The organism is Actinophytocola sp., assembly GCF_009379765.1.
Lineage (GTDB): Bacteria > Actinomycetota > Actinomycetes > Mycobacteriales > Pseudonocardiaceae > Actinophytocola.
Genome location: NZ_WHTD01000032.1, coordinates 35,008 through 61,772, shown reverse-complemented (window position 1 = coordinate 61,772; position 26,765 = coordinate 35,008). Strand labels below are relative to the sequence as shown.

Sequence of the window (26,765 nt, the reverse complement as noted above, 5' to 3'; positions counted from 1 at the left end):
GTCAAACCGGGCACACCAAAATCGCCGCCACCATCCGAAAGATCCGCAACAACCCACACCTGATCTTCACCATCCTCCGCCTGCACCAAAACCCTCAACACACACCATGATCAGCAGAAACGACTTTGCGCAGCGCCCTGAGGGCGGTGCCGGCGAGGGCCCGCTCGACCCGGTAGTCCATCTCGGCCCGGACGATCTCCGGAGTCACGTTCATCTCGATCTCCTCTGCTGGATGCTGAGGTCGAGACTCGTCCTGAGGCCGGACGCGGGGCATCGGAAGGTCACGCACTGCTGGCGCGGGCAGGGCCTTACCCAGCGGCGAATACCGGTAAGGGGTGGGGTAAGGGATGGCCCGCGGGGCTGAGGCCCGCGTAAGGCCGGGAAAGAAGCCGGTGCTCCAGGGTCTGGAGAGCACCTGCCAGGTGATCAGTCGATGATCATTGATGTCGGAAAACCGTGAAAGAGCCGGCGCAGCCCGGGGGACGCGTCAGGCGTTGTCGAGACGCCCCCCCTTCAGGACTCCCACGAAAGCGTGCCACCCGGTTCCTTCGAACGCGATGTGGCCGGCTTCCGGGTTCTTGGAGTCACGAACGGCTGCGCCGATTCCGGCCACGACAAGCTCGACACAGTCGTTGCCCGCACCGCTACGGCTGCTCTTGCGCCAGATGGCGCCTGTCAGGTCAGAAACGGTCACCCTCTGCTCCTCTCGAAATCGACGCTAGGCGAGCCGGTCGGCCGCCCGCTCAACCATTACAACGGTGTCGTCAGGTTTCAACGCCGCTGCACGCAAATGGTCGAACATCAACGTATACCGATGCACGTCCGACGGCTGTTCCAAGTAGACACCAGATGTGGTGTTCTCGACATACACGACATCGGGATCGGCCTGTTCGGGGAACCCCAGGATGAGGAACGGACACTCCATGCCGGCATGGGCCCCGGCCGCGAACGGCACCACCTGGAGCGTGACGTGCGGCAGCGCCGCCAGCTCGACCAGCCGCTCGAGCTGCGCCCGCATGATCTCCGGGCTGCCGACCGTGCGGTGCAGCACGGCCTCGTCGAGCACCGCCCAGTACGCGGGCGGGTTCGGGTCGGTGAGCAGTTTCTGCCTGGTCACCCGTGCCGTGACCCGGCGTTCCACATCGGCCTCGCCCGCGTCCGGGCGGATCGCGCGGATGACCGCGCGCATGTAGCCCTCGGTCTGCATCAGGCCCGGGACCAGCAAGGCCTGGTGGGTGTGCAGAGAGGACGCGTCGGACTCCAGGCCGACGAAGGAGCCGGTGAACACCTCGTTGTAGGCGTGCCACCACCCCTTCTTGCGGGCCTCGCGCGACAGCTGCACGAGCGCCTCACGTTCGTCGTCCTCGATCCCGTAGACCTCGAGCATGTCCCGGACGTCGCGGGGGGTGACCCCGACGTGGCCCGTCTCGATGCGACTGATCTTGGACGCCGAGCACTCGAGCTTCTCACCGACCTCGTCGATGGTCAGCTCGGCGGCCTCGCGGAGCCGGCGGAGCTCACTGGCGAGCCGCCGGCGGCGCACCGTCGGGCTCGGACCTCGTGCCACCCGGATCACCTCACCTCGGTCGAGGACTGGACTGGGTCGATGCTCTCATCCGTACGCCGGGCAACCGCCGCGCAATCGCAGAAACCACGGACAGGATGCATGCACTCGGTAATCAATTCCACAGAACCCCAATCCGTATCACCCGATCGGGTAGTGCAACTTGCAATTTGCGGGTGTCTCGTCGCAAGCTGCTAATCGAGTCCTAGGCGTCAGCCAAAGACACACCGACCAAAGCACACTGGGGTTGCAAATTGACGCACGAACCGCGAGGCCGCAACTCGGACGTGGTCAGGTTAGCGCCCTGCTACCGCCGGACCCAAGGGAGTCACGGTGAGTAGTCCGATCTTCGGTCAGCTCGAGGCGTCCCTGGCCGACTACCTGGCCGACATCACGCACCGCGCACAGTTCGGCGACGAGCGCACCGCCGCCTCCATGGCGCGCAGCGAGCTCCCGCGCCTCGTCGAGGCGCTCAAGGCCGTGCTCGACGAGCACGAGCCCGACCAGTTCGGCCGCTGCCCGAGCTGCCGCACCACCAGGTTTGGCCGCACCCCCGCACCCTGCCGCGCGTACCTGTCCGCGCACCTGTGCCTCGTGGCCACCGACGACGAGCCGACGGCCGTCGAGGTGACCACGCCGATGCGCAGGCCGATCGTGCTCGCCGAGCCGTCGACCTTCGGCATGCTCAAGGCCCCCGGCTGCTGAACACCGCGGACCACGAGCGCGGGGCTCCCCCGAACCCGCGACTCGTGCCCGGACGACCTGTCTCCCCCACTTCTCCCCTGGGTCGTCCGGCGAAGCGACGGGCCCGGGATCAGCCCCCGACTGATCCCGGGCCCGTCACGCTTTCGGGTCTCAGCAGGCCTTGACCCAGCTGCACTCCAGGTCCGCCCGGTTGTTGGCGCCCTGCCGCTCGCCCGGCTCGACCCTCGGCGCCCGGGCCACGGCCGCGGTGCTCCCGTCGGACGCCAGCCGGATCGCGACCGCGTCCTCGACCTTCTTCGCGTCGACGCCGATGTAGTTGTTCGACACCATCGAGAACACCAGCCGCTCGCCGGCCGCGGTGTCGACGTAGCCGGACAGGCCGCTCACCCCGGTCAGCGAGCCGGTCTTGGCGTGCACGGTGCCCTCGGCGGCGGTGCCGCGCATGCGGCTGCGCAGCGTGCCGCCGACCAGCCGGTCCGCCTTGCCGGCGATCGGCAGCGCCTCGTACCAGGTCGGGAACCACGGCCGCCGCGCCGCGCCGGCGAGCAACGCGGCCAGCTGGTCCGGCGCGATCTGGTCCATCCGGGACAGGCCGGAGCCGTCCACGAGCGACAGCCGGCCTTGGACCCCGAAGCCCGGCAGCGTGCCGGCGATCGCGTTCCGGCCGGCGGTCCAGCTGCCCTCGTCCGCGGCGGCCCGGCCCATGGCCTTGGTCAGGATCTCGGCGTGCAGGTTGTTGCTGAGTTTGAGGAACGGGACCAGGAGCTCGCGGAGCGGCATCGAGTCACGCGTGGCCAGCGGCCTGGCGCCGGCGGGGGTCGCGGCGCGGGTCGTCGGGCCGAGCACCCGGACGCCGTGCGCCGTCAACGCGTCCCGGAAGAGCTCGGCAGCGTAGCCGGTCGGCTCCCAGACGGCCATCCACTCGGTGGTCGCCGCGCCGCCCGCCGGGATCGAGCCGGTGACGGTGAAGGTGTTGTTCCCGTGCCGGCGGTCGACCGAGATCGTGTTCGACGACCCGGGCGCGCCGGTGGTCGCGGAGCTCTCGATCGTGACGTAGCCGGTCGGCGGCTCGGTGGTGACGGTGGCCTTCTTCCCGTTCGCGCCGGGGGTCACCTCGATGATGATCGAGCCGGCGTCGAAGTCGCCGTCCGGCGCCGCGGTGAGGGCCGAGACCTGCGCGTTGTAGTAGAACGGCTCGTCGTCCCAGGCCCAGCCGAGGCCGAGGCGGGTGTCGTCGAACCAGGTGTCGTCGGCGACGAGCTTGCCGCGCACGAAGGTGATGCCGCGGTCGCGGACCTGCTTCGCGAGGGCGTCGTAGTCGGCGGCGAGCATGGTCGGGTCGCCGGTGCCCTTGAGGTAGAGGTCGCCGTCGAGCACCGGCCCACGCTGCCGGGCGGGGCTGGCCACGGTGGTGGTGAACCGGTAGTCGGCGCCGAGGATCTCCATGGCGGCGGCCGAGGTGACGAGCTTGGCGTTGGAGGCGGGCTGCTGGCGGCGGTCACCACTGCGCTGGTAGACGACCTCGCCGTCGAGCGTCCGGACCACGAGCCCGACGTCGGCCCCGGCGAGCCCCGGATCGCCGAGGATGGCGTCCAGGTCGGCGCCGAGGTCGCCCCGGTCCTGGGCGGCCACCGGCGAGACCGAGCCGCCGACGAGCAGGACCAGCCCGGTGAGCAGGACTAACAGGCGTAAGCGACGACTTTCCACGGCGACTCCCGGGGATGGCAGGGACGTTGGTGAGAAATCCTCCTACTCCCCCGCCCTCCTGACAATCACCAACCACCGAGGACCCCGATTCCCCCAACCCCGCGAGTCCAACGCTCCGGTACCGCGAGTCCAACGCTCCGGACCTCCGAGCCCGACGTTCGGGCCCGCGCCAGGCACGCGAGTAGGGGACTCGCGCGTCCCGAGTGGGGGACTCGCGGGTTCTGGGGGTTGGACTCGCGGGGTCAGTCGAGGATGCGGAGGAGGCCTTCCTGGACCACGGTTGCGATCAGGGTGCCGTCCTGGGCGAAGAACCGGCCGGTCGCCAGGCCGCGGGCACCCGAGGCGCTCGGGGAGACGCAGTCGTAGAGGAACCACTCGTCCGCGCGGAACGGGCGGTGGAACCACAGCGCGTGGTCCAGGCTCGCGCCGAGGACGTTGTCCAGCCCCCAGTAGGCGCCGTGCCGCACCAGGATCGAGTCGAGCAGGGTCATGTCCGAGGCGTAGGTCAGCACGCAGACGTGCAGCAGCTCGTCGTCGGGCAGCCGGCCGTCGGCACGCATCCACACCTGCGACCGCGCCTCGCTGGGCCCGCGCTCCCGCAGCTCCCACGGCGGCTCGGTCACGTACCGGATGTCGATCGGCCGGGGCAGCTTCGCGAGGTCGCCCAGCTTGTCGGCGAACGTCCCCAGCTGCTCGGCCCGGGTCGGGAGCGTGTCGGGATCCGGCACCGGCGGCATCGGCTCGGCGTGCTCCACCCCGGGCTCGGGCTCGTGGAACGACGCGGACAGCGCGAAGATCGCCTTCCCGCGCTGCACGGCGGTGACCCGCCGGGTCGTGAACGAGCGACCGTCCCGGATCCGGTCGATCTCGTACACGATCGGGATGCTCGGATCACCGGGCCGGATGAAGTACGCGTGCAACGAGTGGACCTTGCGCTCGGCGGGAACCGTCCGGCCGGCGGCCACGAGCGCCTGACCGGCCACCTGGCCGCCGAACACCCGGACCGGCGAGGGCGCGGGACTCACCCCGCGGAAGATGTTCTCCTCGATCCGCTCCAGGTCGAGCAGCGCGACCAGCCGGTCGAGCACCGGCTGGCCGCGCGCCGCTCCGTCCGAGGAACAGGCGCGCAGCTCGGCCAGGTCCGCGGCCGCCTGTCGAGCCGCTTCGGTCATGCACCCACCCCTAATGCCGGCAGACCGGCTCAGGCGTGGTCTTCCTCCCCGAGCCGGTGGACCCGGATGAGGTTAGTCGAGCCGACGGTCCCTGGCGGCGACCCGGCGACCACGACCACGAGATCACCCGGCTGGTACCGCCCGATCGACAGCATCGACGTGTCGACCTGGCGCACCATGAGGTCGGTCGAGTCGACCTCCGGCACCATGAACGTCTCGACGCCCCAGGTCAGCGTCAGCTGGCTGCGGACGCCCGGGGTCGGGGTGAACGCCAGCAGCGGCAGGTGCGTGTGCAGGCGGGAGAGCCGCCGCACGGTGTCACCGGACTGGGTGAACGCGACCAGCGCCTTGGCGTTGAGCCGCTCGCCGATGTCGCGGGCCGCGTAGGACAGCACACCGCGCTTGGTGCGCGGCACGTGGGTCAGCGGCGGCACCACGACGGACTCGGCCTCGACCGCCTCGACGATCCGGCTCATGGTCTGCACGGTCTCGATCGGGTAGCGGCCGACACTGGACTCGCCGGACAGCATCACCGCGTCGGCGCCGTCGAGCACCGCGTTCGCCACATCGGACACCTCGGCCCGGGTCGGCCGGGAGTTGTTGATCATGGACTCCAGCATCTGGGTCGCCACGATCACCGGCTTCGCGTTCTCGCGCGCGATCTGGATCGTCCGCTTCTGGACCAGCGGCACCTGCTCGAGCGGCAGCTCGACGCCCAGGTCGCCGCGGGCCACCATCACGCCGTCGAAGGCCAGCACGATCGCCTCGAGGTTCGAGACCGCCTCGGGCTTCTCCAGCTTGGCGATCACCGGCAGCCGGCCGTGGCCGACCCGGTCCATCACCTGGTGCACCAGGTCGATGTCGGCCGGGGACCGCACGAACGACAGCGCCACGAAGTCCACGCCGAGCTGCAGCGCGAACTCCAGGTCCTCGATGTCCTTCTCCGACATCGCCGGCACCGACACGTCCATGCCGGGAAGCGAGATGCCCTTGTTGTTGCTGACCTTGCCGCCCTCGGTGACCTCGCAGACCACGTCCGGGCCCTCGACAGCGGTCACGGTCAGGCCGACGTTGCCGTCGTCCACCAGCAGCCGGTCGCCCGGCCTCGCGTCGCTGGACAGGCCCTTGTAGGTGGTGGATACCCGGTCGTGGGTGCCTTCGATGTCCTCCACGGTGATCCGGACCACGTCACCGACGCGCCACTCGGCCTTGCCGCCGGCGAACGTGCCGAGGCGGATCTTGGGGCCCTGCAGGTCGGCCATGATGCCGACGGCCCGGCCGGACTCGTCGGAGGCGGCCCGCACCAGGTCGTAGACCTGCTTGTGGTCGCTCTGGCTGCCGTGGCTGAAGTTCATCCTGGCGACGTCCATGCCGGCCGCGACCAGGTCACGCACCTTCTCCGGGGTGGCAGTCGCAGGCCCCAGAGTGCATACAATCTTCGCTCGTCGACTCACGGGTACGCAGCCTAGCGCTGTTCCCTGGAACGATCCCGAAGTACCGAGCAGTAATACCGGGATCGATCCAGAAAGTTATCGCCGCGGTTGCTCGGTGATCCCTACGTGGTCACGTGCCCACTCGTTGAACGCGCGCACGGCGCGCCACGCCTTGCGCACCCGGTCGAGCAGGACCCGCTCGTGCAGCACGTCGTCCGGCGGCCAGGTCCGCGCCGCGTAGACCGAGCGGTAGCGCAGCAGGTCCAGCCGCGGATGGTCGGCCGGATACCCGCGCGGCTTCGTGGCCAGCCGGTCGCCCTTGATCTCCCAGCCCGCCTTCTCGAGCTTGGTGAGGATCTTGCCCAGCGCCTCGCCGTGGATCTCCTCGGCGACCGCGGTGCGGAACCGGGCGAGTTGGTCGGCGTGCAGGTGGAAGCAGCCGCCGCCGGTGCGCACGCCCTCGGGGCCGAGCTCGACGTAGTAGGCGCCTGCGCCGCGACCTGGCTCGATGACGCCGCCGCAGTGCGTCTTGTACGGCGTCTTGTCCTTGGCGAACCGCACGTCGCGGTAGGGCCGGAAGACCGTGGCGGAGCCGAAGTCGGTGGCGAACTCGGCGGTGAGCTCGGCGAGCAGCGCCTCCATCGGCGCCCGCACGTCGGTCAGGTAGGTCGCCTTGTTGTCGGTCCAGTACGACTTGGAGTTGTCGGCGGCGAGCCCGTCGTAGAAGTCGACCGCGTGCTCGCCGAACCCCTCGAACCGAGTGGTCAGAGTGCCTCCCACGGGACCTCCTCGTAGGCCTCGACCATGAGCTTCGCGAACGCGTAGCCGCCGTCGAACCGCACGTCGTCCACGGACTCGATCACCTGGACCGGGGCCAGCGCGTTGCTGGCGAACGCGGCCCGGAACCGCGGCAGGTCGGCCGGTGTCACCGGCCTCGTCTCGACCGGGATCCCGCGCGCGGTCAGCGCGTCCCGCAGCAGGTGCATCGCCACGCCCGGCAGCGCGGGCGCGCTCGGCCAGACCACCGTCTCACCGTCGAGGAAGCACACGTTCCAGACCGAGCCCTCACTGATCTCGCCGTCCCGGTTGACGAACAGCGCGTCGTCGTACCCGCGCCGCTTCGCGAGCCGGAACTGGTGGAACAACCCGAACGTGCCGACGTGCTTGACCCGCGGCAGGTCCCGCTCGTACGCGACGGTGCCGACCCGCAGCGACCCGGACCTCGCCGGCAGCGGGCGGACGGTCACCAGCAGGCTCGGCTCGTGCTCGGCGACGCCCGCGTCGAAGTCCCTGACGAACACGCTGACCTTGGCGTAGAGCGGGCCCTTCTGCCCGTCGACCGCCGTGCGGATCCGGTCGCAGACCAGGCCCGCGTCCAGGCCGCGGCCGAACACCTCGCGGGCGTCGCGGTCGAGCCGTTCGAGGTGCAGGCCCAGGCCGCGCACCCGGCCGTCGTCGACCCGCATGGACGTGAAGTGGCCGTAGTTGACCATGGCGAGGGTGCGCAGGTCGTCGAGGAGCGTGGTCATCACGGCCAGACTAGGCGCCACCACGCACCGGCGGGTGGCACCCCTCGAGGTGCCGCCCGCCGGCTGGTGCAGGACTCAGGCGGCCTGCGCGGTGTTGTACACACCCTGGGCGTCGGACCCGAAGTACGGGCCGAACATCCAGATCGAGATGAGATTGATCTTGTAGCTGTTCACCGAGTTCTGGATCCCGGCGCCGGTTCCCTCGTCGAAGCTCAGGAACCACGGCCCGCCGCTCGCGCCACCGGTCATGTCACAGGTCATGCCGATGCCGTCGCTGATGAACGCGTCGAACGTCGTGCCGCTGCAGTAGATCATCGCGGTGCCGTCGTACGGGTCCGCCGCCGGCCAGCCGAACGCGTACATGTCCTGCCCGCGTTCCTGGTTGAAGGCGATGCCCTGGCCGCCGACGACGTCGGTGAGGCTCTGCCCGTTCAGCGGGCTGACCACCGCCGCGCCGACGTCGTAGTTGATGTCCTCGCTCGCCACCCACTGCGGCGTGGCCATCGTGGCCCGTGCCGACCAGGTGCCGAACGGGGCGTTGCCGTTGTCGTAGGCCGGGACGAACACCCAGTCGGTGTGCCAGGCGCCGTCCAGCTTCACACAGTGCCCCGCGGTCATCACGACGCTCTTGTTACCGCTGGTCACCGCGTTGCCGCTGCACGAGGCCTGCCGCCCGCCGTAGGTGAAGAAGACCCGACCCGCGGTCGACTCGACCGCGCCGCCGCCGGTCCACTCGCCGCCGCCCTCCGGGAACACCTGCGGCAGCAGCGCGTTGAGCAGCGAGCTCGTCGGCTGCACCACCTGCGGGGCGCCGCGCCGGACGTCCTGGGTCAGCTTCGACGCGTCCGCCCTCGGCAGGAGCCGGTCGAGCGGGATGGCGTCGCGCATCGCCTCTGGTGTCCACTTCGCCGCCGCGTCGCCGGTGCCGACCTGGTGCACCGCCACCGAGGCGCCGGTGGGGGCGGCCGCGGCCGTGGGGCTCGCGAACATCGCCACCGCCAGCCCGCTCGCCGCCACGGCGACGGCGGTCCGCCACATACGTTTCATCTGTACCTACCTTCCGGATCACCTCATCGAGGGTCATCCGTACAGGGGATAGGTTGTCGCCGGTCTAACGAGGTAGGGCGCGCGAGGTTACCCAAACGGACTCGGCAGGTGGCACAGCGTGGCGTGCGGCCAGGTGTGCACCGGGGTCCGCGGGCGTCCGGGCGATGCTGCCGGCGCGGGGCGTCCACAATGGCGCCGGTTGACGGTATTCGTACGGGAGCGTCGATGGCTGAGCGTGAGCTGGTGGTGGACGGGCGGACGCTGGCCTGCGCGGACGTCGCCCTGGTCGCGGACGACGACCTGGCGGTGCGGGTGACGCCGGAGGCCCGGCAGCGCGCCGAGGACGCGTGGGCGCTGGTGACCGAGCTGTCCGCGCGGCGGGAGATCTACGGCCGGACCACCGGCGTGGGGGCGAACCGCGATCTCACGGTCGACGAGGACGCGGGGCCCGAGCACGGCAGGCGGCTGCTGCGTAGCCACGCGGGCGGCACCGGCGGGGTGTTGCCGGTCCGCCAGCTGCGGGCGATGTTGCTGATCCGGCTCAACCAGCTGGCCGCCGGCGGCTCCGGCGCGCATCCCCGCCTGCTCGACGCCCTGGCCACGGCGCTGACCACGGGCGCCGTCCCGCTCGTGCACCGCACCGGGGCGATCGGCACCGGCGACCTCACGGCGCTGGCCGAGACCGCGCTGACGCTGTCCGGCGAGCGGCCGTGGGTCGCGGGCTCGCTGCCGCCGGTGCCGCTGGACACCTCGGACGCGCTCGCGTTCATGAGCTCGAACGCCGCCACCCTGGCCGACGCGGTCCTGTCCACTCTGGAGCTCGACCGGCTGCTCCGCGCCAGCCACGCCGTGGCCGCACTGTCCTATGTGGTCCTGGGCGGCTCCCCCGAGGCGTACGCGACGCCCGTGCACGAGGCGCGCCCGCATCCCGGCCAGGTGCGCTGTGCGGCGGAGATGCGCCGCCTGCTCGGCATGGCCGGCGTGCCCCAGCGCGGCCGGCGGATCCAGGACCCGTACGGCCTGCGGGCGTTCCCGCAGGTGCAGGGCCCCGCGCTCGACGCGCTCGAGTACCTGAGAGGCGTACTGACGATCGAGATCAACGCGGCGACGGAGAACCCGATGGTGTCCCTGTCGGCCGGCGACGTCTTCCACCACGCCCACTTCCACACGGCGTACGTGGCGGTCGCGCTGGACCAGGCCCGCGCGACGATCCACCACGTGGCGGAGCTGTCCGCGACCCGGCTCGGCGACCTGGTGGAGCCGTCGTTCACCGACCTGCCGGCGTTCCTGGCGGCCGGCCCGCCGGGGAGCTCGGGCGTGATGATCCTGGAGTAGTGGCGCACGACGCCCTGGCGACCCTGCGCCAGGCGGCGCTGCCGGTGACGCTCGGCACCGCGGTCGTGTCGCGGGGCGTCGAGGACCACGCGAGCTTTGCGACGCAGGCCGCCCGCCAGACCGGCGAGGCGGCGCTCGCCTACCGCCACGTCCTGGCGTGCGAGTTGGTCGCGGCGGTCCGCGCGCTGCGCATGCGTCCCGCCGACCTGATCGACCTCCCGATCCGAGAGGCCTTCGACCTGGCCGACGCCGTCCTCGACCCGGACCTGGCGGACCGCCCGCTGTCCGCGGACCTGGACGCGGCGGCGGGACTGATGGACCGCCTTGCCGACATCTAGTGTCCCCCGCCGGAAGTTCGTCACTCGATTCGCCGGCCCAGCTTCCCGCTGGCGGCGTTGCCGATCCGCCCGAGTACGGCCCAGTACGAGGACGAACCGGCGCCTTTGCCAGCAGAAGCCTGGACTCGCCGACTCAAGCAACAGACTCCCGGCGGGGGACACTAGTGTCGCGTGACCCTGAAACCTTTACGCCGCTGCGGCCAACGCGGCCCCTGGCTGCGTTGGAGAAAAGCCCAAGTACAACCCGGTACGAGCGACTTTCCTCCGCCTTGCCAGAAGCCACGTTGATCCACAGCGGACGCAAAGGAACAGGATCACGCGACACTAGCCCGACCTCTGTTACAGTCTCGACTTATATAAGATGGGACTTTAGGAGAGCCATGCAGAAGATCACCACGTTTCTCATGTTCGAGGGGCAGGCCGAGGAGGCGATGAACTTCTACCTGTCGCTCTTCGACGCCGAGGTCGTCGCCATCATGCGGTACGGGGCCGAGGGGCCCGGCGCGGAAGGGTCCGTCCAGCACGCCACCTTCACCCTCGCCGGGCAGCGGTTCATGTGCATCGACAGCTCGGAGAAGCACGCGTTCGGGTTCACGCCCGCGGTCTCGCTGTACGTCGACACCGCCGACGAGGGGGAGATCGACCGGCTCTACGCCGCGCTCGCCGAGAAGGGCCAGGAGCTGATGCCGCTCGCCGACTACGGCTTCAGCACCAAGTTCGGCTGGGTCAACGACCGCTTCGGCGTCTCCTGGCAGCTCAACCTGACCTGAACCCGGGCCACGAAGGGGGCCGGGCCGGCACGCCGTTGTGCCGGCCCGGAGGTCAGACCACCGCGAGCGGCAGCGCCGTCGGGTGGACGGGAGACGGCAGGTCCGAGTGGCCGGTGAGGTACGCGTCGACCGCGCCGGCGACCGAGCGGCCCTCCGCGATCGCCCACACCACAAGGGAAGCGCCACGGTGCGCGTCGCCGCAGACGAAGACCCCGTCGGCGGGCGTCTGCCAGTCGGGGCCACAGGACAGGGTGCCCCGGCGGGTCAGCGTCAGGCCGAGGCCGTCCAGCAGCGGCATGTGTTCGACACCCTCGAAGCCGATCGCCAGCAGGACCAGGTCCGCGGGGACCTCCTCGGCGTGGTCGCCCACCGGGCAGACCTCCCGGACGCCCGTCTCGGGGTCCCTGCGCACCACGACCTCGCGCAGCCGCACCGAGCTCACCGCACCCGACGAGTCACCGACGAACTCCTCGACCGCCACGGCGAACCGCCGCTCCCCCGCCTCCTCGTGCGCGGGGTAGGTCCGCAGTACCCACGGCCACACCGGCCACGGCGAGATGTCGTCGTCGCGCGCGTCCGGCGGCTGCGGGTACTGGTCGAGCTGGGTCACCGACAGCGCACCCTGCCGGGTCGCCGTGCCGTAGCAGTCGGCCCCGGTGTCGCCGCCGCCGATGATCAGCACCTGCTTGCCCGCGGCGGAGATCGACGTCGGCCCGTCGCCCTCGCACTCCTTGTTGGCCGGTACCAGGTGCTCCATCGCGAGGTGCACCCCGGACAGCGACCGCCCGGGGATGTCCGGCGCGTCCCGGCCGCGCAGCGCGCCGACGGCGAGCACCACGGAGTCGAACGAGGACCGCAGCGTCTCGACCGAGAGGTCGCCCGGCTTGGCGCCGCCCACCTCGCAGCCGGTCACGAACCGGGTGCCCTCGGAACGCAGCTGCGCGAGCCGCCGGTCGAGGACCTTCTTCTCCATCTTGAACTCGGGGATGCCATAGCGCAGCAGCCCGCCGAGCCGGTCGTCGCGTTCGTACACGGTGACCTCGTGCCCGGCGCGGGTCAGCTGCTGGGCCGCGGCGAGCCCGGCCGGGCCGGAGCCGACGACCGCCACCCGCTTGCCCGAGGACACCGCCGCCTGCCACGGGCGGACCAGGTCCTTGTCCCACGACACGTCGGCGATGGCCTGCTCGACGCGCTTGATCGCCACCGGTCCGCCGGACATCGGGGAGATCGACAGCACGCACGCGGTCTCGCACGGCGCCGGGCACAGCCGCCCGGTGAACTCCGGGAAGTTGTTGGTGGCGTGCAGCCGCTCGCTCGCCGCCGACCAGTCGCCGACCCGGACCAGGTCGTTCCACTCCGGGATCAGGTTCCCGAGTGGACACCCCGCGGAATCCGAGTGACAGAACGGGATCCCGCAGTCCATACACCGCGATGCCTGGGCGCGCACCTGCTCGGCGCGCTCCGTGGGCTCGAGGTTCGCGTAGACCTCGTGCCAGTCCGCCAGCCGGTCCGCCTTGGCCCGCTTCGGCGCGTCCTTCCGGTTGTTCTTGAGAAAGCCGCTGGGGTCAGCCACGCGAAGCCTCCATGACCGCCTCGTCGATGTCGCGCCCCTCGGCGGCGGCGAGCCGCATCGCCTCGAGCACGCGCTGGTAGTCGCGCGGCATCACCTTCGTGAACGAGGCCGCACGCCGGGTCCAGTCGCCGAGCAGCGACGCCGCTACCGCCGATCCGGTGTTCTTGTGGTGCGCGGAGACGATCTCGCGCAGCCACCGCAGGTCCTCGCCGCCCGGGCGCTGCAGGTCGACCATCGCCGTGTTGACCAGCTGCGGGTCCAGGTCGAGCACGTAGGCGATGCCGCCGGACATTCCTGCCGCGAGGTTGCGCCCGGTCGGGCCGAGCACCACCGCCCGGCCGCCGGTCATGTACTCGAACGCGTGGTCGCCGACACCCTCGGCCACGGCCACCGCGCCGGAGTTCCGGACACAGAACCGCTCGCCGACCCGGCCGCGCAGGAACAGCTCTCCGCCGGTGGCGCCGTAGGCGATCACGTTGCCGCCGATCACCTGCTGCTCGGCCGCGAACGCCGAGTCGGGGTGCGGCCGCACGATGATCCGCCCGCCGGACAGGCCCTTGCCGACGTAGTCGTTGGCGTCGCCGACCAGGTCCAGCGTGATGCCGGCCGGCAGGAACGCGCCCAGCGACTGGCCCGCCGAGCCCTGGAGTCCGATGTGGATGGTGTCGTCGGGCAGCCCGTCGCCGCCGTAGCGGCGGGTGACCTCGGAGCCGAGCAGGGTGCCGACGGTCCGGTTCACGTTGCGCACCGGAAGCTCGATGCTCAGCGGGTGCGCGTCCTCCAGCGCCGCCTCGGCGAGCTGGATGAGCGTGCGGTCCAGCGCCTGGTCGAGCCCGTGGTCCTGGGCGCGGACCCGCCGCCGGGCGCCGCCGTAGCTGGTCTCCGGCACCAGGAACACCGGCGACAGGTCCAGCCCGCGGGCCTTCCAGTGCTCCACGGCCTCGTCCACGTCGAGCAGCTCCGCGTGCCCGATCGCCTCGTCGAGCGTGTGGAAGCCGAGCTCGGCCAGCATCTCCCGCACCTCGTGCGCGACGAAGTGGAAGAAGTTGACCACGTGCTCGGCCTGCCCGGTGTACCGCTCGCGCAGCACCGGGTTCTGCGTCGCGACGCCGACCGGGCAGGTGTCCAGGTGGCACACCCGCATCATCACGCAGCCGGCCACGATCAGCGGCGCGGTGGCGAACCCGTACTCCTCGGCCCCGAGCAGCGCCGCGATGACCACGTCCCGCCCGGTCTTCATCGCACCGTCCACCTGCACGGTGATCCGGTCGCGCAAACCGTTGAGCAGCAACGTCTGCTGCGTCTCGGCGAGCCCGACCTCCCACGGCGTGCCGGCGTGCTTGAGCGAGTTGAGCGGCGAGGCACCGGTGCCGCCGTCGTGCCCGGAGATCAGCACGACGTCCGCGTGCGCCTTGGACACGCCCGCGGCGACCGTGCCGACCCCGTGCTCACTCACGAGCTTCACGTGCACGCGCGCGTGCTCGTTGGCGTTCTTGAGGTCGTGGATCAGCTGGGCGAGATCCTCGATGGAGTAGATGTCGTGGTGCGGCGGCGGCGAGATCAGCCCGACCCCGGCGGTGGAGTGCCGGGTACGCGCGATCCACGGCCACACCTTGTTCGGCGGCAGCTGGCCGCCCTCCCCCGGCTTCGCGCCCTGCGCCATCTTGATCTGCAGGTCGGTGGCGTTGACCAGGTACTCGCTCGTGACGCCGAACCTGCCGCTCGCGATCTGCTTGATCGCGGAACGCCGCTCGGCGTCGTAGAGGCGGTCGGTGTCCTCTCCGCCCTCGCCGGTGTTGGACCGCCCGCCGAGCCGGTTCATCGCGACGGCGAGGGTCTCGTGCGCCTCCGCGCTGATCGAGCCGTAGGACATCGCGCCGGTGTTGAACCGCTTGAGGATCGACTCGACCGGCTCGACCTCGTCCAGCGGCACCGGGGTACGGCCCATGGACGTCGCGGTGCGCAGCTTGAACAGGCCGCGCAGCGCGCCGCCCTCCCGGTTCAGCCGCTCCACCTCGGACACGTACTCGCGGTACACGTCCTCACTGCGCGTCTTCGTCGCGTGCTGCAACAGGAACACGGTCTCCGGGGTGAACAGGTGCAGCTCGCCCTCGCGCCGGTAGGCGTACTCGCCGCCGACCTCCAGGCGCCGGTGCACCCGGTCGGTCGGGTTCTCCGGGTGCGCGCCGTGGTGGCGGACGGCCACCTCCTCGGCGAGCACGTCCAGGCCGACGCCGCCGAGCTTGGAGCTGGTGCCGGTGAAGTACTCGTCCAGCAGGTCGCCCGCGAGCCCGAACGCCTCGAACACCTGCGCGGCTGTATAGGCGCCGACGGTGGAGATGCCCATCTTGGACATGATCTTGAGGACGCCCTTGACGAGCGCGGTCACGTAGTTGCGGATGGCCCGGCGGGGATCGATGCCGGTGATCGTGCCGCGCCGGATCTCGTTCTCGATCGTCTCGAAGGCGAGGTAGGGGTTGACCGCCGCGGCGCCGTAGCCGAGCAGCAGCGCGACATGGTGCACCTCGCGCGCGTCGCCCGTCTCGACGACCAGCGCGACCCGCAGCCGCTCCTTGGTGCGCACCAGGTGGTGGTGCACCGCGGAGACGAGCAGCAGCGAGGGGATCGCCGCCATCTGGTGGTCGGAGTCCCGGTCGGACAGCACGAGGATCCGGGCACCCGCGGCGATCGCCTCGGACGCGTCCCTGCGTACCCGGGCGATGGCCGCCTCGAGGGCCGCGCCGCCACCGTCCACCTCATACAGTCCGGGGACGACCGTGCAGGCGTAGCCCGGCATGTCGCCGTCGTCGTTGACGTGGATGAGCTTGGCCAGCTCGTCGTTGTCGATGACCGGGTAGGGCAGCTGGATGTGCCGGCAGGACGCGGGGCTCGGCTCGAGCAGGTTCTGCTCGGGGCCCATGATGCGCTGCACGGACGTGACGATCTCCTCGCGGATCGCGTCCAGCGGCGGGTTGGTGACCTGGGCGAAGTTCTGCTTGAAGTAGTCGTAGAGCAGCCGGGAGCGCCGGGAGAGCGCGGCGGGCGGGGTGTCGGTGCCCATCGAGCCGATCGGCTCGGCACCGGCGAGCGCCATCGGCGCGAGCAGGACCTTGAGCTCCTCCTCGGTGTACCCGAAGGAGAGCTGGCGGCGCAGCACGGACTCGTTGGTCTGCACGACGTGCTCGCGGTCGGGCAGGTTGGCGATCTTGAGCAGCCCGGCGTGCAGCCACTCCTCGTACGGGAGCTCCTGGGCGAGCGCCGACTTGACCTGGTCGTCGTCGACGATCGTGCCGGCCTCGGTGTCCACGAGGAACATCCGGCCCGGCCGCAGCCGGCCCTTGGCCACGACCTTCTCCGGCGGCACGTCCAGCACGCCGGTCTCGCTGGCGAGCACGACCCGGTCGTCGGTCGTGCGCCACCAGCGCGCGGGGCGCAGGCCGTTGCGATCCAGGACCGCGCCGACGAGCGTGCCGTCGGAGAACGTCACGCTGGCCGGACCGTCCCACGGCTCCATGAGGCTCGAGTGGAACTTGTAGAACGCCCGAAGCTCGGCGGACATGGTGGCCGTGGTCCGATTCCCGTCTCCGACGGGGGCGTTCTCCCACGCCTCCGGGATCATCATCAGCACCGCGTGCGGCAGCGTGCGCCCGCCGAGGTGCAACAGCTCCAGCACCTCGTCGAAGGACGCGGAGTCCGAGCCGTCCGGGTCGCAGATCGGGTAGAGCCGGGTGAGGTCGCCCGGGATCATCGCGGTGGTCAGCAGCGCCTCGCGGGCGCGCATGCGGTTGCGGTTGCCGCGGATCGTGTTGATCTCACCGTTGTGCGCGACGAACCGGAACGGGTGCGCGAGCGGCCAGGACGGGAACGTGTTGGTGGAGAACCGGCTGTGCACCAGCGCGATCGCGCTCGCCAGCCGCTCGTCGGTGAGGTCGACGAAGAACACCGGCAGCTGCGCGGTGGTCAGCATTCCCTTGTAGACCACCGTCCGCGCGGACAGCGACGGGAAGTAGACCCCGCAGCCGGCGGCGACGCTCTCGTGCTCGGCACGCTTGCGCAGGCAGAAGGCCAGCCGGTCCAGCTCGATGCCGGCCACCCGGCTGCCCGCGGCGTCCGGGTACGCGGCGACGAACGGCATCGCGAAGTGCGGCATCACCGAGCGGGCGGTCGGGCCGACGCCGGCGGACTCGGGCTCGACGGGCAGGTCCCGCCAGCCGAGCACCTCCAGGCCCTCCTCCTCGGCGATGCGCTCGATCAGCGAGACGGCTCTGGCCCGCTGGTCGAGGTCGGTGGGCAGGAACGCGAGACCGGTCGCGTAGGTGTGCGCGCCTCGCTCGTCCGCCTCGGGAAGGTCGAAGTCCACGACCTCGCGAAGGAGGCCGTCGGGAAGCTGGAGCAGGATGCCGGCACCGTCGCCGCTGGTCGGCTCGGCCCCGGCGGCACCGCGGTGCTCCAGGTTGGCCAGCGCCACCAAGGCATCGGTGACGATCTCGTGGGAGCGTCGCCCGTGTATGTCGGCGACCATGGCCACGCCACACGCGTCACGCTCGGCAGTGGGGTCGTAAAGACCCTGCGCAGCGGGAATGGCAGAAAAAATCACGCGTCGACCTCCCTCGTCGTCCTCGCGCTCAGTTGCTACCTGGGCGCGGGACGGCGGTGGCCCGCGTGTTGACGTGAGCTTAACAGTCCCGAAACCCAGGATCTATGCATCGGAGGGCGGATTTGTCGGGATCGGTGTAACGATGGACGTGATCCGCACGATAAGGCGCCCTACACCCTGGTGAGGGCATCCCGGCGCCGACGTTCGCCTACTTCAGGGTAACCGGTGCGATCGGAATTGGAAGTACGCCGGTCGGTCATCAGCAGTTGACAATCCGTTGTGAGAGCGCTTCCATGGCATACGGCAATATCTGCGGCCTGTCGCGACAGGCACTCGGAACCCTGCCCGAGCGTGACAAGGAGGTCACCGCCATGCCCCCTACCTCTCCCCCGGCACACCCACCCAGGCGCCGAAGGCTGGTCGCGTTCGGCGCGGCCGCCGCGGCGGTCGCGATCATCGCGCCGATGACCCATAGCGCCGAAGCCTCTGTTCCCCCACCGGATGCGGGGTGGACGCAGGTCTGGGCCGACGACTTCGAAGGTTCTGCCGGCACCCTGCCGTCGTCGTCGAACTGGATCTTCGACATCGGCCACAGCTACCCCGGCGGCCCCGGCAACTGGGGCACCGGTGAGATCGCCGCGCACACCAACAACCCCGCCAACGTGAGCGTCGACGGCTCCGGCAACCTGCGGATCACCCCGCTGCGCGACGGCGCCGGCAACTGGACCTCGGCCCGCATCGAGACCCAGCGCACCGACTTCAAGGCACCCGAGGGCGGCGTGCTGCGCATCGAGGGCCGCATCCAGATGCCCAATGTGACCGGCAGCGAGGCGCTCGGCTACTGGCCCGCGTTCTGGGCGCTCGGCTCACCCTTCCGGGGCAACTACTGGAACTGGCCGGGCATCGGCGAGTTCGACATCATGGAGAACGTCAACGGGATCAACTCCGTGTGGGGCGTGCTCCACTGTGGAGTCGCGCCGGGCGGGCCGTGCAACGAGTTCAACGGCCTCGGCACCAGCCGCGCGTGCCCCGGCGCGTCGTGCCAGTCGGCCTTCCACACCTACCGGTTCGAGTGGGACCAGAGCGTGTCGCCCAACCAGCTGCGCTGGTACGTCGACGGGCAGCAGTTCCACAGCGTCAGCCAGGGCCAGCTGCCGGCAGACACGTGGACCCAGATGACCAGCCACGCCGGGTACTTCATCATCCTCAACGTCGCGATGGGCGGCGCGTTCCCCGACGGCGTGGCCGGCCGGGCGACCCCGGTGGCCGAGACCGTGTCCGGCCGCCCGATGCTCGTCGACTACGTGGCGGTGTGGTCGCGCGGAGGCGATGGCGGCGACCCGACCGACCCGCCGCCGGGTGGTGGCGGCAGCGCGTACACCACGCTCCAGGCCGAGAACTTCCAGCAGCAGAGCGGGCTTGCCGTCGACGGCGCGGCCGACACGGGCGGCGGCAGCTACGTGGGCTGGGCGGCCAACGGCGACTGGGCGCGCTACGACGACATCGACTTCGGCGCCGACCCGGCGCGGCAGTTCTCCGCGCGGGTCGCATCCGGCGCCGCGGGCGGGGTCAGCGGCCTGGTCGAGGTGCGGCTGGACTCGCGGTCGAACACGCCGATCGGCAGCTTCGCGGTCGGCAACACGGGCGGCTGGCAGAGCTGGCGGACCATTCCGGCGAACATCAGCGGGGTCACCGGGGTGCACGACGTGTTCCTGACCTTCACCAGCGGCCAGCCGGCCGACTTCGTCAACGTCAACTGGTTCACCTTCGGCCACTGACATGGCCACGTCCCCGCGACGAGCCACCCGAACGCCCCTGGCCAGGGCGTTCGGGCGCTCGGTGACCCTGTCCGCGACGGCGTCGGCGGTGGTGCTGGCGGTCGCCCTGCTGACAGGCTCCACCGGCGCGACCGCGCCGGTCGACCACTCCGCGCACGGGTACGTGCCGGACGCCGAGCAGCACGCGGCGATCGTGGCGCAGCAGCGCGCCCCGGTCCGCGGCTCGGAGTTCCGGGCGGAGTGCCGGTCGAGCCACCGGCAGGGCGATGACCCCATCGTCCTGCCCGGCCAGGCCGGCGCGTCGCACGTCCACGAGTTCTACGGCAACCGCACGACGAACGCGCACTCCACGCTGGACTCGCTGCGGCTGGGCGCCACCAACTGCGACCCGGACGTGGACCTGTCCGCGTACTGGACGCCGACGCTGTACCAGAACGGGCAGCCCGTTCCACCCGACCGGGTCACCGTCTACTACCAGGGCATCACCGACCACGTGCGGGCCGCGGCTCCGCCGCAGGGACTGCGGTACGTGGTGGGCAACGCCCTGGCGACGAGCCCTGCCGAGAACCCGGCCGCGCGCTGGTCCTGCGTCGGGCTGCCCGAGGCCTACCGGGACTTCCCGAGCTGCCCCGCGGGCACGAAGCTCGAGAACTACCTCGACTTCCCGACCTGTTGGGACGGTCAGCGGCTGGACAGCCCCAACCATCGCGACCACATGACGTTCGCGGTGGGGCCGACCTGCCCGGCCGGCCATCCCGTCGTGCTGCCGCGGGTGGAGCTGCTCATCACCTACCCGGTCAACGGCGCGGGCTCACGCCCGCCGGCACCCGGGACGAGGTCAACGTGACGACCGCGCCCGGGTACACCTTCCACGGCGACTTCATGAACGCCTGGGACCCCGGCGAGCTGCAACGACGGGTGACCAACTGCGTCAACGCCGGCTACATCTGCGGCACCGACGGCGATCCGATCGACCAGTAATAGGCCACGTGGCGCTCGGATCGTTTCCCGGCTCCTCTCGCACCCTGTCCCTGGTGCGAGGGGAGCCGGTCCCTATCCGCGACCTCTGTCCGCAACGTCCTGGTTACGGGGTCTTGACAGCGACCAAAGCGAACGAGATCCTTCGGTCACCCATGAGAGCGCTCTCACGAATGCGGCTCGAACCCACAGCGACGTGGCCGGCCACCCGGCCGCAGGAGGCCAACATGCGAACGGCACGACCCAGAAGCGCGATGGTCGCCTCGCTGGCAGCGGTGAGCGCCCTCGTCCTCGCCGCGTGCGGAAGCGACGAGGACGGCGCGGACCCGAACGGCGAGATCACGCTGACCATCAACGTCTTCGGCGACAGCTTCTCGTTACCGGACAACCGGGAGCTCTACGACGAGTACGAGAAGCTGCACGACAACATCACGATCAAGGAGAATCGGAGCGACTTCGGTACCCACCACCAGAACCTGCAGGCCCGGCTCACCGCGGGCTCCGGCGCCGCCGACCTCGAGGTGATCGAGGTGGGCCAGGTGTCCGGCTACATCGGGCAGCCGGACAAGTTCACCAACTTCAAGGACCAGGACGTCGACACCTCGCAGTGGACCGAGTCGACCGTCCAGCGGGCGTCCACGGCGGACGGCGGCACGCTGATCGGGCTGCCGACCGACATCGGCGGCCTCGCGATGTGCTACCGCACCGACCTGTTCGCCCAGGCGGGCCTGCCGACCAAGCGCGAGGACGTCTCCGCGCTGTGGTCCACATGGGACGACTACGTCGACGTGGGCGACCGGTTCGTCCAGAAGGTGCCCAAGGTCAAGTGGTTCGACGCGGGTGGGCACGTGTTCACCGGCATCCTCGGCAACGACGAGGAGACGTTCTACAACGCCGACGGTGAGCTGATCGTGGAGAGCAACGACGCGGTGCGCGACGCGTGGGACCTCACCGTGGCCGCGATCAAGGACGGCCAGTCGGCCGCGCTGCCGGAGTTCTCGCCGGAGTGGAACACCGGCTTCCAGCAGGGCCAGTTCGCGACGATCACCTGCCCGGCGTGGATGATGGGCTACATCCAGGCCAACGCCGCGGAGACCAAGGGCAAGTGGGACATCGCCACGATCCCCGGCGGTTCCGGCAACTGGGGCGGCTCCTACGTCACGGTGCCCTCGCAAGGCAAGAACATCGACGCCGCCGCGGAGCTGGCGAAGTGGCTGACCGCACCCGAGCAGAACGTCAAGCTGTTCAAGACGATCGGCAACTTCCCGAGCCAGACGAGCACCTGGACCCAGCCCGAGGTCGCGGACTTCACCTCGGAGTTCTTCAACAACGCCCCGGCCGGGAAGATCTTCCCCGCCTCGCTGGAGAACGCACCCGTCCAGGTCTACGGGCCGCAGAGCGGCGTCATCGGCAACACCTTCTCCGGCGCGCTGAACAGCGTCGAGCAGGGCACCGACGCCGACGAGGCCTGGGAGTCGGCGATGAACGACATCAAGGCCGCCGCGGGTGATGGATGACGGCTGAGCTGGACAGTCCGTCGGCAGCGCCACCGGAGGAGGACCGGTGGCGCTCCGCAGGGCCGCCGTCGCCGCGGCGGCAGGCCTGGCGCTCCCGGCTCTACCGGTGGGACGTCAAGGGCTCGCCGTACCTCTACATCGTCCCGTTCTTCGCGCTGTTCGCGGTTTTCGGCCTGTTTCCCCTGGTGTACACGGCGTTCATCTCGACGACGTCGTGGAGCCCGCGCAAGCCCGGCAGCGAGGACGTGTCGGTCGGGCTGGACAACTACACGAACCTGCTGCAGGACGACAGCTTCCACAACGCGCTGGTCAACACGTTCGGCATCGGGCTGGTCTCGACGGTGCCGCAGCTGCTGCTGGCGCTGGGCGTCGCGCACCTGCTGAACTACCGGCTGCGCGGGCGGCTGTTCCTGCGGATGGGCGTGCTGGTCCCCTACATCACGTCGGTGGCCGCGGTCGCGCTGATCTTCAACCAGATCTTCGCGCGTGACTTCGGTCTGCTGAACTGGTTCCTCCAGCCGTTCATGGAGAACCCGCTGGACTGGCGCGCGGAGAAGTGGTCCTCGTGGCTCGCCGTGTCGGCGATGGTGACCTGGCACTGGACCGGCTACAACGCGCTGATCTACCTCGCCGCGATGCAGACGATCCCCTACGAGCTGTACGAGTCGGCCTCGATCGACGGCGCGAGCAAGTGGCAGCAGTTCTGGTACATCACGGTCCCGAGCCTGCGGCCGACGATCATCTTCACGGTGATCGTGTCGACGATCGGCGCGCTGCAGCTGTTCGCCGAGCCGTTCCTGTTCGACACCACGCGCAACAACAACGGCGGCTCCGAACGGCAGTTCCAGACCGTGGTGCTGTACCTGTACCAGCAGTTCTGGACGAACGGCCGGTACGGCTACGCGGCCGCGATCGCGTGGACGCTGTTCCTTGTCACGGTGGTGGTCGCGCTGGTCAACTTCCTGCTGGTACGACGCATCCGATCGGCGGACGACTAGTGTCCCCCGCCACCATCGCTCCCCCGGCGGCGCCACCGGCTCCGCCGAGGAGGCGCCCGGCCAAGGCGCCCGACTCGGCGGGCTGGGTGACCTACGGGATCCTGCTCGCGATCGTGGTGTTCTCGATCTTCCCGCTGTACTGGTCGATCGTGGTGTCCTCGCGGGACCAGTCGGCGATCGGCCGCTACCCGCCGCCTCTCGTGCCCGGCGGATCGTTGTGGGACAACCTGTCCGCGGCATTCGAGCAGGGCAACTTCGGGCTGGCGCTGACCAACTCGATGCTCGTGGCCGGCACGATCACGGTGGCCGTGGTGTTCACCTCGACGCTCGCCGGGTTCGCGTTCGCCAAGCTGACCTTCCGCGGCCGCAACGGGTTGTTCACCACCGTGGTCGCCACGATGCTGGTGCCGACCCAGCTCGCGATCATCCCGCTGTACATCATGGTCACCCAGTGGTTCGGCTGGGCCAACGACCTGCGCGGGGTGATCGTGCCGGCGCTGGTGAGCGCGTTCGGCGTGTTCTTCATGCGGCAGTACCTGTCCTCCGCGATGCCGACCGAGCTGCTCGAGGCCGGCCGCGTCGACGGGGCGAGCACGCTGCGGATCTACTGGAGCGTGGTGCTGCCGGTGGCCCGGCCGGGGGCAGCGGTGCTGGGCCTGCTCACGTTCATCACCTACTGGAACGACCTGTTCTGGCCGCTCATCCTGCTGAACACACAGAACCCGACGGTCCAGGTGGCGATCGCCAACACGGCGAGCGGCATCGAGGTGGACTACTCGCTGGTGCTGGCCGGCACCGTGATCGCCACCTTCCCGATGCTGATCGTGTTCCTGCTGCTCGGACGGCAGATCATCGGAGGAATCATGCAAGGGGCGGTGAAAGGATGACGGCGACGCGACCTCAGGCCGACGGCAGGCTCGTGTTCCCCACGAACTTCATGTGGGGCGCGGCGACCGCGGCGTACCAGATCGAGGGATCGACCACTGTGGACGGTCGTGGTCCGTCCATCTGGGACACGTTCGCGCACACGCCGGGGCGGGTGGACGGCGGCGACACCGGCGACGTGGCGGCAGAGCACTACCGCAACTTCCGCGACGACGTGGCGCTGATGGCCGAGCTCGGGCTGCCGGCCTACCGGTTCTCGGTGTCCTGGCCGCGGGTGCAGCCGGGCGGCCGCGGTCCGGCGAACGCGGCGGGCCTCGACCACTACTCGCGCCTGGTGGACGAGCTGCTCGCGCACTCGGTCACACCGGTGCTGACGCTCTACCACTGGGACCTGCCGCAGGAGTTGGAGGACGCCGGCGGCTGGGGGGTACGGGACACCGCGGCTCGGTTCGCGGAGTACGCCGAGCTCGTGGGGGCCAGGCTCGGCGACCGGGTCCCGATCTGGACCACGCTGAACGAGCCGTGGTGTTCCGCCTTCCTCGGCTACGCCTCGGGCGAGCACGCGCCGGGCCGCACCGATCCCGCGCTCTCGCTGCGCGCGGCGCACCACCTGCTGCTGGCCCACGGGTACGCGACCCATGCGCTGCGGGCCGTGCTGCCAGCGGCGGCGCAGGTGTCGGTCACGCTGAACCTGTGCGCGGTGATGCCGGCCGTCACATCGCCCGCCGCGACGAACGCCGTACGGCGGATCGACGGGCTCGGCAACAGGCTGTTCCTCGACCCGCTGTTCCGCGGCCACTACCCCGCCGACGTGCAGCGCGACACCCGCGGCCTCACCGACTGGTCGTTCGTGGTGAGCGGGGACATGGACGTGATCTCGTCCCCCATCGACATGCTCGGCGTCAACTACTACACGCCGACGCTGGTGGACGCGGGCACGCCGTCCGGTGCGCCGTCGCCGTGGCCGGCGTGCGCGGACGTCCGGTTCGTCAGCCAGCCCGGGCCCGCGACCGCGATGGGCTGGGCGATCGACGCGCAGGGCCTGCGCAACGTGGTGCACCGGGTGCACGAGGAGTACGCGCCGATCCCGCTGATGATCACCGAGAACGGCGCCGCGTTCGACGACGAGCTGGGGTCGGACGGGGGTGTGCGGGACCACGAGCGGATCTCCTACCTGCGCGACCACCTGGCAGTCGTGCACGAGGCGATCGAGTCGGGGGTCGACCTTCGTGGATACTTCGTGTGGTCGCTGCTGGACAACTTCGAGTGGGCCTACGGGTACTCGAAGCGGTTCGGCATCGTCCACGTGGACTACCCGACGCAGCGCCGGGTCTGGAAGGACAGCGCGTACTGGTACCGGCAGGTGATCAACACGAACGGCATCGACGTATGAGCGAGCGTGCGAGCGAATCATCAAACGCAGGGCGACCGCGAGCGGCGCGACCGAGCCCGCGAGGGGGCGCCGTGAATGAGCTTGCGAGCGAACCGGTGTCACAGGGCGAGCTTGCGAGCGGACTATGACACCGGGTGAGATCTCGGTCCGGCGGCGGAAGCCGACCCTGGACACGGTGGCCGCGGAGGCGGGGGTCTCCCGGGCGACCGTGTCCCGGGTGATCAACGGCTCACCGCGGGTGTCGGCCGAGGTGAAGGACTCGGTCGAGTCGGCGATCGGCCGGCTCGGGTACGTCCCGAACCGGGCCGCGCGCTCGCTCGCGATGCGCCGGACCGACTCGGTGGCGCTCGTGATGCGCGAGCCCGACGCCACGGTGCTGTCCGACCCCTACCTCGGCAACATCATCATCGCGACGTCGCAGGCGCTGATCGGCACCGGTGTGCAGCTGGTGCTCGTGAACGCGCAGAACAACGCGGAGCACGCGCGGCTGGCCGACTACGTCCGAAGTGGACACGTGGACGGGGTCCTGCTGGCCTCGATGCACGACGACGACCCGCTCCCCCGGGTGCTGCTGGACGCCGGCATCCCGACGGTCGTCGGTGGCCGGCCGCAGCGGCACCTGCCCGGGCTGTCCTACGTCGACGTGGACAACGTCGGGGGTGCGCAGCTGGCCGCCGAGCGGTTGCTGACCGCCGGACGGCGGCGGATCGCCACCATCGCCGGTCCCCAGGACATGACCGCCGGGTTCGACCGGCTGGGCGGCTACCAGCGTGCGCTGTCGGCGGCGGGCCGCAAGGTCGACCGGGTCGCGTACGGCGACTTCACCCGGGAGTCGGGCGAGCGGGCGATGTCGGTGCTGCTGGACCGGCATCCGGACATCGACGGCGTGTTCGCGGCCAACGACCTGATGGCGATCGGCGCGTTGCGCACGCTGCGGGCGGCGGGGCGGCGGGTGCCGGCGGACGTGTCGGTGGTCGGCTACGACGACATCGAGATGGCCAAGCACACCGAGCCGCCGCTGACGACGATCCACCAGCCGGTGCTCGACCAGGCCCGCACGATGACCGAGCTGCTGCTGACCCAGATCGGCGGCGACCCGGTCGGCGACCCGGTGGTCCTGCCCACGGAGCTAGTCGAACGCGAGTCCGCCTGACCCCGCGAGTACCTGAACGTTGGACTCGCGGGGTTCTCGACGTGGGGCTCGCGGGTCTCCGGCCGGGTGGTAGCGTCCTTCTGCTGGTCAGCGTGCTGACCGGTGACGCGAACAGGTCGTGCCCCGTCCCGGGGTCGCGAACAGGTGGTAGCGAAGTCCGGTGCGAGTCCGGCGCTGTCCCGCAACTGTGGTGGCCCCGCGAAAGCGGCGCCCGAGCCAGGTCGCCTACCGCTCCCCGCGTCGACGCCAACCGCCCCCGGTGCAGGGATGCGGCGTCGCGACCGCCGTCGGCG

The 26,765-nt window shown here is 70.5% G+C and carries 20 protein-coding genes, 1 pseudogene and 1 riboswitch; of the genes and pseudogenes, 11 read left to right on the top strand and 10 right to left on the bottom strand.

Annotated features, from left to right (window positions below; genetic code table 11):
* Nucleotides 1-487: 487 nt before the first annotated feature.
* Nucleotides 488-694, bottom strand: a complete 207-nt coding sequence (locus GEV28_RS12810; RefSeq protein WP_291411967.1) for a DUF397 domain-containing protein — start codon at nt 692-694, stop codon at nt 488-490.
* Between the two features lie 24 nt (nt 695-718).
* On the bottom strand, nt 719-1,567 hold the full coding sequence (locus tag GEV28_RS12805) for a helix-turn-helix transcriptional regulator (protein WP_291411965.1): 849 nt from the start codon (nt 1,565-1,567) through the stop codon (nt 719-721).
* A 330-nt stretch (nt 1,568-1,897) separates the two neighbouring features.
* Between GEV28_RS12805 and GEV28_RS12800 the strand changes: the two genes are divergently transcribed.
* Nucleotides 1,898-2,269: a hypothetical protein gene (locus GEV28_RS12800; RefSeq protein ID WP_291411963.1), complete on the top strand. Its 372-nt coding sequence runs from the start codon at nt 1,898-1,900 to the stop codon at nt 2,267-2,269.
* A 150-nt stretch (nt 2,270-2,419) separates the two neighbouring features.
* Here the strand turns inward: GEV28_RS12800 and dacB are convergent, their stop codons facing one another.
* The 6 genes from dacB to GEV28_RS12770 form a co-directional block, all read right to left on the bottom strand.
* Nucleotides 2,420-3,976 carry a D-alanyl-D-alanine carboxypeptidase/D-alanyl-D-alanine-endopeptidase gene (gene dacB, locus GEV28_RS12795; protein ID WP_291411961.1) on the bottom strand — a complete coding sequence of 519 codons (1,557 nt, stop codon included), beginning with the start codon at nt 3,974-3,976 and terminating at the stop codon, nt 2,420-2,422.
* Between the two features lie 242 nt (nt 3,977-4,218).
* Complete coding sequence (tesB, locus tag GEV28_RS12790; protein WP_291411959.1) at nt 4,219-5,148, bottom strand: acyl-CoA thioesterase II; 930 nt, start codon at nt 5,146-5,148, stop codon at nt 4,219-4,221.
* Nucleotides 5,149-5,177: 29 nt separating this feature from the next.
* The gene (gene pyk / locus GEV28_RS12785) at nt 5,178-6,602 is read right to left on the bottom strand and encodes a pyruvate kinase (RefSeq protein ID WP_291411957.1); all 1,425 of its coding nucleotides are present in this window, start codon (nt 6,600-6,602) and stop codon (nt 5,178-5,180) included.
* Between the two features lie 75 nt (nt 6,603-6,677).
* Entirely contained in the window at nt 6,678-7,361 is a 684-nt protein-coding gene (locus tag GEV28_RS12780; protein WP_291411955.1) for a DUF2461 domain-containing protein, read from the bottom strand.
* A complete protein-coding gene (locus GEV28_RS12775; protein WP_291411953.1) occupies nt 7,346-8,110 on the bottom strand; it encodes an aminotransferase class IV in 765 nt (254 codons plus the stop codon). The genes GEV28_RS12780 and GEV28_RS12775 overlap by 16 nt, the downstream gene beginning before the upstream one ends.
* A 75-nt stretch (nt 8,111-8,185) precedes the next feature.
* Entirely contained in the window at nt 8,186-9,157 is a 972-nt protein-coding gene (locus GEV28_RS12770; RefSeq protein WP_291411951.1) for a peptidase, read from the bottom strand.
* Nucleotides 9,158-9,382: 225 nt separating this feature from the next.
* Between GEV28_RS12770 and GEV28_RS12765 the strand changes: the two are divergent.
* Nucleotides 9,383-10,830, top strand: a pseudogene (locus GEV28_RS12765) (aromatic amino acid ammonia-lyase).
* A gap of 380 nt (nt 10,831-11,210) precedes the next feature.
* Nucleotides 11,211-11,600, top strand: a complete 390-nt coding sequence (locus tag GEV28_RS12760) for a VOC family protein (protein ID WP_291411949.1) — start codon at nt 11,211-11,213, stop codon at nt 11,598-11,600.
* 52 nt (nt 11,601-11,652) lie between these two features.
* Here the strand turns inward: GEV28_RS12760 and GEV28_RS12755 are convergent, their stop codons facing one another.
* Together GEV28_RS12755 and gltB are read right to left on the bottom strand one after the other, a co-directional pair.
* On the bottom strand, nt 11,653-13,173 hold the full coding sequence (locus GEV28_RS12755; protein ID WP_291411947.1) for a glutamate synthase subunit beta: 1,521 nt from the start codon (nt 13,171-13,173) through the stop codon (nt 11,653-11,655).
* Entirely contained in the window at nt 13,166-17,770 is a 4,605-nt protein-coding gene (gltB, locus tag GEV28_RS12750; RefSeq protein ID WP_291411945.1) for a glutamate synthase large subunit, read from the bottom strand. Before gltB ends, GEV28_RS12755 begins: the two co-directional genes overlap by 8 nt.
* Before the next feature lie 293 nt (nt 17,771-18,063).
* Here gltB and GEV28_RS12745 point away from each other — a divergent pair, with 293 nt between their 5' ends.
* The 8 genes from GEV28_RS12745 (at nt 18,064) to GEV28_RS12710 (ending at nt 26,472) form a co-directional block, all read left to right on the top strand.
* Nucleotides 18,064-19,548 (top strand): glycoside hydrolase family 16 protein, encoded by a 1,485-nt coding sequence (locus tag GEV28_RS12745; protein WP_291411943.1) that lies wholly within the window; start codon nt 18,064-18,066, stop codon nt 19,546-19,548.
* A gap of 1 nt (nt 19,549) precedes the next feature.
* Complete coding sequence (locus GEV28_RS12740) at nt 19,550-20,395, top strand: DUF1996 domain-containing protein (RefSeq protein WP_291411941.1); 846 nt, start codon at nt 19,550-19,552, stop codon at nt 20,393-20,395.
* A complete protein-coding gene (locus tag GEV28_RS12735; RefSeq protein ID WP_291411939.1) occupies nt 20,392-20,529 on the top strand; it encodes a hypothetical protein in 138 nt (45 codons plus the stop codon). Before GEV28_RS12740 ends, GEV28_RS12735 begins: the two co-directional genes overlap by 4 nt.
* Nucleotides 20,530-20,753: 224 nt before the next feature.
* On the top strand, nt 20,754-22,043 hold the full coding sequence (locus tag GEV28_RS12730) for an extracellular solute-binding protein (protein WP_291411937.1): 1,290 nt from the start codon (nt 20,754-20,756) through the stop codon (nt 22,041-22,043).
* Nucleotides 22,040-23,041 carry a carbohydrate ABC transporter permease gene (locus GEV28_RS12725; protein WP_291411935.1) on the top strand — a complete coding sequence of 334 codons (1,002 nt, stop codon included), beginning with the start codon at nt 22,040-22,042 and terminating at the stop codon, nt 23,039-23,041. Before GEV28_RS12730 ends, GEV28_RS12725 begins: the two co-directional genes overlap by 4 nt.
* Nucleotides 23,041-23,928 carry a carbohydrate ABC transporter permease gene (locus GEV28_RS12720; protein ID WP_291411933.1) on the top strand — a complete coding sequence of 296 codons (888 nt, stop codon included), beginning with the start codon at nt 23,041-23,043 and terminating at the stop codon, nt 23,926-23,928. Before GEV28_RS12725 ends, GEV28_RS12720 begins: the two co-directional genes overlap by 1 nt.
* Entirely contained in the window at nt 23,925-25,319 is a 1,395-nt protein-coding gene (locus GEV28_RS12715) for a GH1 family beta-glucosidase (protein ID WP_291411931.1), read from the top strand. Before GEV28_RS12720 ends, GEV28_RS12715 begins: the two co-directional genes overlap by 4 nt.
* A gap of 124 nt (nt 25,320-25,443) precedes the next feature.
* Nucleotides 25,444-26,472, top strand: coding sequence for a LacI family DNA-binding transcriptional regulator (locus GEV28_RS12710; protein ID WP_291411930.1), 1,029 nt, complete (start codon nt 25,444-25,446; stop codon nt 26,470-26,472).
* Nucleotides 26,473-26,627: 155 nt separating this feature from the next.
* A riboswitch (cobalamin riboswitch) is annotated at nt 26,628-26,693 on the top strand.
* Nucleotides 26,694-26,765 lie beyond the last annotated feature (72 nt).

What these genes read in the sequence shown, in the direction of transcription:
- tesB (WP_291411959.1), bottom strand. Translation starts at nt 5,148, where the DNA reads ATGACCGAAGCGGCTCGACAGGCGGCCGCGGACCTGGCCGAGCTGCGC.
- GEV28_RS12775 (WP_291411953.1), bottom strand. Translation starts at nt 8,110, where the DNA reads ATGACCACGCTCCTCGACGACCTGCGCACCCTCGCCATGGTCAACTAC.
- GEV28_RS12770 (WP_291411951.1), bottom strand. Translation starts at nt 9,157, where the DNA reads ATGAAACGTATGTGGCGGACCGCCGTCGCCGTGGCGGCGAGCGGGCTG.
- GEV28_RS12760 (WP_291411949.1), top strand. Translation starts at nt 11,211, where the DNA reads ATGCAGAAGATCACCACGTTTCTCATGTTCGAGGGGCAGGCCGAGGAG.
- GEV28_RS12745 (WP_291411943.1), top strand. Translation starts at nt 18,064, where the DNA reads ATGGCATACGGCAATATCTGCGGCCTGTCGCGACAGGCACTCGGAACC.
- GEV28_RS12740 (WP_291411941.1), top strand. Translation starts at nt 19,550, where the DNA reads ATGGCCACGTCCCCGCGACGAGCCACCCGAACGCCCCTGGCCAGGGCG.
- GEV28_RS12730 (WP_291411937.1), top strand. Translation starts at nt 20,754, where the DNA reads ATGCGAACGGCACGACCCAGAAGCGCGATGGTCGCCTCGCTGGCAGCG.
- GEV28_RS12725 (WP_291411935.1), top strand. Translation starts at nt 22,040, where the DNA reads ATGACGGCTGAGCTGGACAGTCCGTCGGCAGCGCCACCGGAGGAGGAC.
- GEV28_RS12715 (WP_291411931.1), top strand. Translation starts at nt 23,925, where the DNA reads ATGACGGCGACGCGACCTCAGGCCGACGGCAGGCTCGTGTTCCCCACG.
- GEV28_RS12710 (WP_291411930.1), top strand. Translation starts at nt 25,444, where the DNA reads ATGACACCGGGTGAGATCTCGGTCCGGCGGCGGAAGCCGACCCTGGAC.